General features: G+C 70.0%; 6 protein-coding genes and 1 pseudogene. 3 read left to right on the forward strand and 4 right to left on the reverse strand.

Features of this window, described 5'->3' with window-relative positions; translation table 11 throughout:
• The 4 genes from N866_RS13465 to N866_RS13480 form a co-directional block, all read right to left on the reverse strand.
• A partial coding sequence (locus tag N866_RS13465) for a YibE/F family protein (RefSeq protein ID WP_155855370.1) occupies positions 1–1,170 on the reverse strand: 1,170 nt, incomplete at its 3' end.
• A 17-nt stretch (positions 1,171–1,187) separates the two neighbouring features.
• On the reverse strand, positions 1,188–2,537 hold the full coding sequence (locus N866_RS13470) for a phenylacetate--CoA ligase family protein (protein ID WP_034227219.1): 1,350 nt from the start codon (positions 2,535–2,537) through the stop codon (positions 1,188–1,190).
• On the reverse strand, positions 2,537–3,355 hold the full coding sequence (locus N866_RS13475) for a prolipoprotein diacylglyceryl transferase (RefSeq protein WP_052023043.1): 819 nt from the start codon (positions 3,353–3,355) through the stop codon (positions 2,537–2,539). The genes N866_RS13470 and N866_RS13475 overlap by 1 nt, the downstream gene beginning before the upstream one ends.
• Before the next feature lie 177 nt (positions 3,356–3,532).
• On the reverse strand, positions 3,533–4,171 hold the full coding sequence (locus tag N866_RS13480; protein WP_034227221.1) for a DUF305 domain-containing protein: 639 nt from the start codon (positions 4,169–4,171) through the stop codon (positions 3,533–3,535).
• Positions 4,172–4,576: 405 nt separating this feature from the next.
• Between N866_RS13480 and N866_RS13485 the strand changes: the two genes are divergently transcribed.
• The 3 genes and pseudogenes from N866_RS13485 to N866_RS22780 all read left to right on the forward strand — a co-directional run.
• Positions 4,577–4,819 (forward strand): hypothetical protein, encoded by a 243-nt coding sequence (locus tag N866_RS13485; protein WP_034227237.1) that lies wholly within the window; start codon positions 4,577–4,579, stop codon positions 4,817–4,819.
• On the forward strand, positions 4,816–5,064 hold the full coding sequence (locus N866_RS13490; protein WP_034227224.1) for a hypothetical protein: 249 nt from the start codon (positions 4,816–4,818) through the stop codon (positions 5,062–5,064). The genes N866_RS13485 and N866_RS13490 overlap by 4 nt, the downstream gene beginning before the upstream one ends.
• Positions 5,039–5,411 (forward strand): annotated as a pseudogene (locus tag N866_RS22780) (apolipoprotein N-acyltransferase); the annotation flags it as partial. The gene N866_RS13490 and the pseudogene N866_RS22780, both read left to right, overlap by 26 nt.

Below are 5,411 nucleotides of genomic sequence, written 5' to 3' on the forward strand. Positions count from 1 at the left end.
AAGGGTGCGTGCGATCTCTTCGGCGAATTCACCGCTCCCGATCATCTGCATCACCGGCAGGCGGTACACCTGCACGAGGAGGAGGACTGGCAGCGCTGCACCGGCGTAGGCGAACGCGATCGTGTAGACGGTGGAGGCGATGTGGTCGCGTCCGATGCGCATGCCGCGCGAGAACAGGTCGCGGATACCCGCATGGGGGTCGGCTGCACGCAGCTCCCAGACGGCGGAGGCCTGTGTGATCGTCACGTCGTTCAGGACTCCCAGCCCTGCCAGCACGACGCTGGCCAGGAAGAGGCCGCGTAGTGCTGTACCGTCCAGGTTCCCGGTCAGCTGCGCCAGGCGGTAGTTCTCCTCGACCGAGATGCCGCTGATCCGTGCGGACCTTGCCGCGACCGCACCGAGCACTGCGGTCGCGCCCAGCCCGGCGAAGGTGCCCAGCAGCGCCGTTGTCGTCCGGCGTGAGAGGCCGTGGGCGAGGTAGAGGACGACGAACATGATGGCGGAGGAACCGGTGAGCCCCACGAGCAGCGGGTCGCTGCCTTGCAGCAGAGCGGGAAGCACGAAGACGGCGATGACGACCGAGGCGAAGGCCAGTCCGAGGAGAGCGCGCAGTCCCCGCATGCCGGCCACGGCGACGACAACGACCCCGTACAGCACAGCCAGGACCCCCAGCGGCACGGTGCGGGCGTAGTCGTACCAGGCCCATGCTTCCGGCTCGCCGGCGGTCTGCAGGTACCTGACCAGGACGATCGCGGTCCCGGGGGGAAGGTCTTCTGGGCGGATCAGGGCGGGGGCCCAGACCTGGACACTCTGCCCGACAGCGTCGGAGGTGGTGACCCGGGCGGTGAGGAGCGTGCAGTCCACTTCCGCCGGGATGGCCCCGTCCGGTCTGCGGTCCTCGTTCGAGCCGCCGCACCTCTCGCTGGACGCCTCGACGACCTCGGCCCGGGGGTACTCGGCGGCCACCGCGACGACGCCTGTCGCCGGCGGGTCGTCGGTGGGCCACAGCTCAGCGAGGCCGAGCCCCGTCAGAGCGGCGATCGGGGCCAAGAGGCTCGCCAGCACCAGCGTCGTGCGATGAAGTCGCCGGCGCCTTCTCCGTGCGACCGGCGCACCGCCGGCTGCTCCGTCAGAGTGGCTGCTGACCTCGTGCGCGCCGTCGCTGAGCATGACCCCCGGGTGTGGAGTCACGGCATTCGCCGGATCAGCGGCGCCTTTCCTAGTGCTGTTCGGGGGATCAGGGGGACGGTCTCCACGCGGACCGGAACACGGGTTCCGGCCGAGAGCAGGTCTGCCGTGAGCTGCTCTCTGAGCCCCGTGACGTCGAGCCGGTCGGTGGCGGGTACTACGCGGAGCAGGATGTGGTCGTGATGCTGCTCGACCTGCCACTGGGTGACGTCGGCGTTGTCCAGGACGGCGTGGAAGACGATCGGGTGGACGGCGACCGGGGTGTCCGGACCGGGGAGGAGGAGGACGTCGTCCTGTCGGCCCTCGATCGAGGCGAGGACCCGGAAGGGCAGTCCGCAGCGGCACGGCTCGGGGCTGAGGGCCACCCGGTCGGTCAGCTCGTACCGGATGAGGGGGAGAGTGCGGGCGAAGAGCACCGTGACCAGCAGGTGGTCACCCGCTGTGCCGTCCTCGACCGGGGTGCCGTCGGCCCTCACTGGCTCAGCGATCACGAGGTCTTCGTACAGGTGCCGGTTGCCCAGCCGGCACGGTGAGGAGATGCCAGCCGTCTCGGTGGCGGCGTAGACGTCGTTCGGCAGTGTGGACCACGCCCGCTGCATGTCACGTGCAGCGCGGTCAGTGAGGACCTCCGAGGCCGACATGACCGCCTCCGGTCGGATGTCCAGAACGCCCTGGAGCTGGGCCTGTGCGAGTGGCCGCAGCACCGACGGGTAGCCCACCAGGAGGCGCGGCTGGAAGCTGTTCAACGCCGCGACGATCTCACCGAGCGGCGTACGGGCGTCCAGCCGCACGGTGGGGACGGTGCGTGAGCGCAGCGAGGCCCCCACGACCGCGCTCTGGTGGGTCGGCACGAGTGAGCTGACCACGGCCGTCTTCACGGGGGCGAGGAGCCCGGCACGCACGCCGGCCCAGTGGGTGGCGCGCGCATAGGAGACCAGGACGGCGCCCCACTCCGCGCGGTCCCAGAGGAAGACGCCGCGGCGCCCGGTCGTGCCCGCGGTCGCTGCTGTCCACCATCGACGATGCAGTGGTCGTCCCGGGTCACCATCGATCGTGGTCAGGTCACGTAGATGCCGTTCGACGTCCGCGAGCCGGATGTCGCGCGTCGTCAGGACGTCATCGAACTGGGCCATGAGGGCAGCTTTGGAGACCGGGGGCAGATCGTTCAGCGGCGCCGTTTCCCGACCGGTCAGCTGGCGCCGGTAGAACGGTGACCGGTGCAGCGCGTGCGCACGCACGGCCGCCAGTCGGTGCTGCTGGAATGCCAGGAGCTCCTCGCGGGTCCAGGTGTCCCGGCGGGCGAGCGTGCGTCGACCGGTGAGCACCCGGGCCATGAGGTCGGCGTCCATCACCGTCCGCCCGCAACCGCAGCCTCGGTCCCGTCGAGGACCGTCCCACCTGCGCCGGCCGGAGGCCCGTCCCCGCGCGATCGCGACCGGGCGTCCGTGCGCGCAGCCCTGAGCATGACGGCGAGCCCTGCGGCGATGCTGACCAGCGCCCACAGCTGCGGCTGGGTCATGCCCAGGAGCGTGGAGTCGTTGATCCGCAGGTACTCGACCAGGAAGCGGGCCGCACCACTGAGCACGAGGTACCCGGCGAAGACCACCGGCAGGCGGACGTGGCGCGCGAACCGCGTGAGCAGCAGTGCGATCACCACGGCGGCCAGCGCCTCGTACAACGGAGTGGGGTGCACCGGCACGTCGGTGGGGACCACACCGTTCGGGAAGGACATGCCCCAAGGCAGGTCCGTGGGCCTGCCGTAGGTCCCGTCACCGGACAGCAGGCAGCCCAGTCGGCCGATGCCGTACGCGACTGTCAGCGGCACGGCCGTGAGGCCGGCGACGTCGGCGATGGGTAGGCCATTGCGCCGCGCGACGACCAGCGCGGCTGCGATGCCGCCCAGGAGCCCGCCGTACCAGGTGAACCCGGTGCCGGCGAAGTCGTGGGCGGTGATGTCGGGCAGCTGCTCGGCGAGGTAGTAGACCTTCGCGGCGGCGAAGCCGACGAGCGTCGCCCACAGCACCAGGCTGTGGGCGACGTCCTTGCTGTAGCCGCGGCGCTGGAAGGCGCGACCCAGGAGGAACGCGCCGACCAGTGCGGCGAGCGCCTTGCTGAGGCCGTAGGTCTGGATGTCCAGGCCCAGGACGGAGAAGAGGACAGGTTGCATCGGTGGAGTTCCCGCCGGTGGGTCCGTCGGTGGCGCGCCGGGTGCGCGCCCCTCGCTGCGGACACTTCCAGCGTTCCCTGGGCTGATGAAGGATCACGAGGCGGGCGATCAAGCCTCGATGAAGAACGGCGCGCAGCGGAGCGCATCAGGTGAGGCGACTGCACCGACTCGATGCGTTCAGAGAGCACGGAGCAGGTTGGTCATCTCGGTGATCTCGAGCGTCTGGGCGTCGATGATCGATCCGGAGAGGCGGAGGGCTTCAGCGTTCTCGCCCTCGGCGCGGTGCTCTTCGGCCATCTCGATCGCACCGCGGTGGTGCTCGACCATCACCTCGAGGAACCGGCGGTCGAAGTCGTTGCCCGACAGGCCGGAGAGCTCGGCCATCACCGTCTCCTGGTCCATCCCGTCCATCTGCATCGCACCGTGGTCCATGCCGCCCATGTCCATCTCGCCCGGTAGCTCCTGGCCCCACGCGCCGAGCCAGCCGGTGAGCGTCTCGATCTCCGGACCCTGCGCGGCGGCGATGCGCTGGGCAAGGGCGCGGACCTCGTCGCCCTCGGCCTCCTCGATCGCGAGCTCCGCCATCTCCACCGCACCCTCGTGGTGCACGATCATCATCTGCGCGAACTCGGTGTCGGCGTCGTTGTAGACCTCGGCCGTCGCGGCGTCCTCAGCTCCAGACGACGGGGACGGCGCCGGTGCCGCCGGCGCGGTCTCCTCATCGACCGTTGCGCCGCCACACGCGGCCAGCGTCAGTGTCAGCAGGACGGCCGTGGTTGCGGCGGTAGCACGGGGCAAGCGGCGTGCATGGGTCATCGGAATTGAGCTCCTCGTATCAGTGGCCGGGCAGTGATCCGTCGGTGATGGGCTCGAACGGGCCTGGAACATTCCCCAGACTGCGTCACGAAGAACCATGATCCCCAGGGTGGCCGATGAAGGTTCAATGAAGGCGCGGTGGAGTGCAGGCCATGCGCACCAGCCACTGCGAAGGCCTCGTGGCGGCCGACTGGCAGGCCAACCTCCCGGACGCCGGGAAGTCGGTAGGCGCGTCCGACGATTCGAGCCACGAGCCACGGTGAAGAGCGGTCTGCCGCGGGTGAACGGGGCACCGTCCTTCGACCTTCAGCAAGTCTTCACGGGACCGGTGCGGGTTCTTGATCCGGGTCGGCGAGCCTGGGTTCAGGTGCCGATCCGGCGCCAGGAGAACAGGTGGAGACAGCAATGGGTCCTTGGTGCGGTCAGATGGGCGCCGGCGGGTGGCTGTCCATGATTGCTTTCTGGGTCGTGGTCGTCGCGGTCGTCGTGTGGGGTGTCAGCCGACTCTTCCCGGCACAGCCTGTGGCGGACGCACGCTCGATCCTGGACGCGCGCCTGGCCGCCGGTGACATCGATCCGGCGACCTACCGGGCCGTCCGGGAGGAGCTCGCGGCGCAGGCCGCGACAACAACGGGAGGAACACCATGAAGGGTCATCTGAAGCACATGCTGATCGGGGGAGCCGTCATCTTCGCGGCGCTCCTGGTCGCGGGCGTCGACGTGGGGAACGCCGGCCTGTGGGCGATCTTGCTGGTCTGCCCCCTCATGATGGTCGGCATGATGTGGATGATGAGCCGCGGTCACGCAGGCCACACCGGTCAGGGTGCTGCGCAGGACCGGCCGGACTCCGAGGTGAGGGACCGCGACGGTGCCATCGAGCACCAGCACCACTGAGCGTCGTCGCCCCTCGCCGGCAGCTCCTGTCGCTCAGAGCCGCCCGTGGCGGGCCCTCCCGTCATGGGCGGCTCTGTGCACAGCGGCCCTGGGTGGCCTGGTCACCGAGACCGCGTTCCCGAGCAAGTCCTGGTGGCCCATGGCGTACGTGGGCATGGCGCTGCTGGTCCTCGCCCTGCGGCGTGACTCCGTCCCGCGAGGCTTCATCACTGCTGCGGTGTTTGGGCTCGCGTTCTTCCTGCCGCACCTGTGGTGGGCCGACGCAGCCGTGGGGTCGCCCGTCGGCTGGGTCGCACTCGCCGTGCTGCAGTCGACCGCCGTGGGGGGGCCTACCCCCGGATCTTGGA

Source organism: Actinotalea ferrariae CF5-4 (assembly GCF_000603945.1).
Classification (GTDB): domain Bacteria; phylum Actinomycetota; class Actinomycetes; order Actinomycetales; family Cellulomonadaceae; genus Actinotalea; species Actinotalea ferrariae.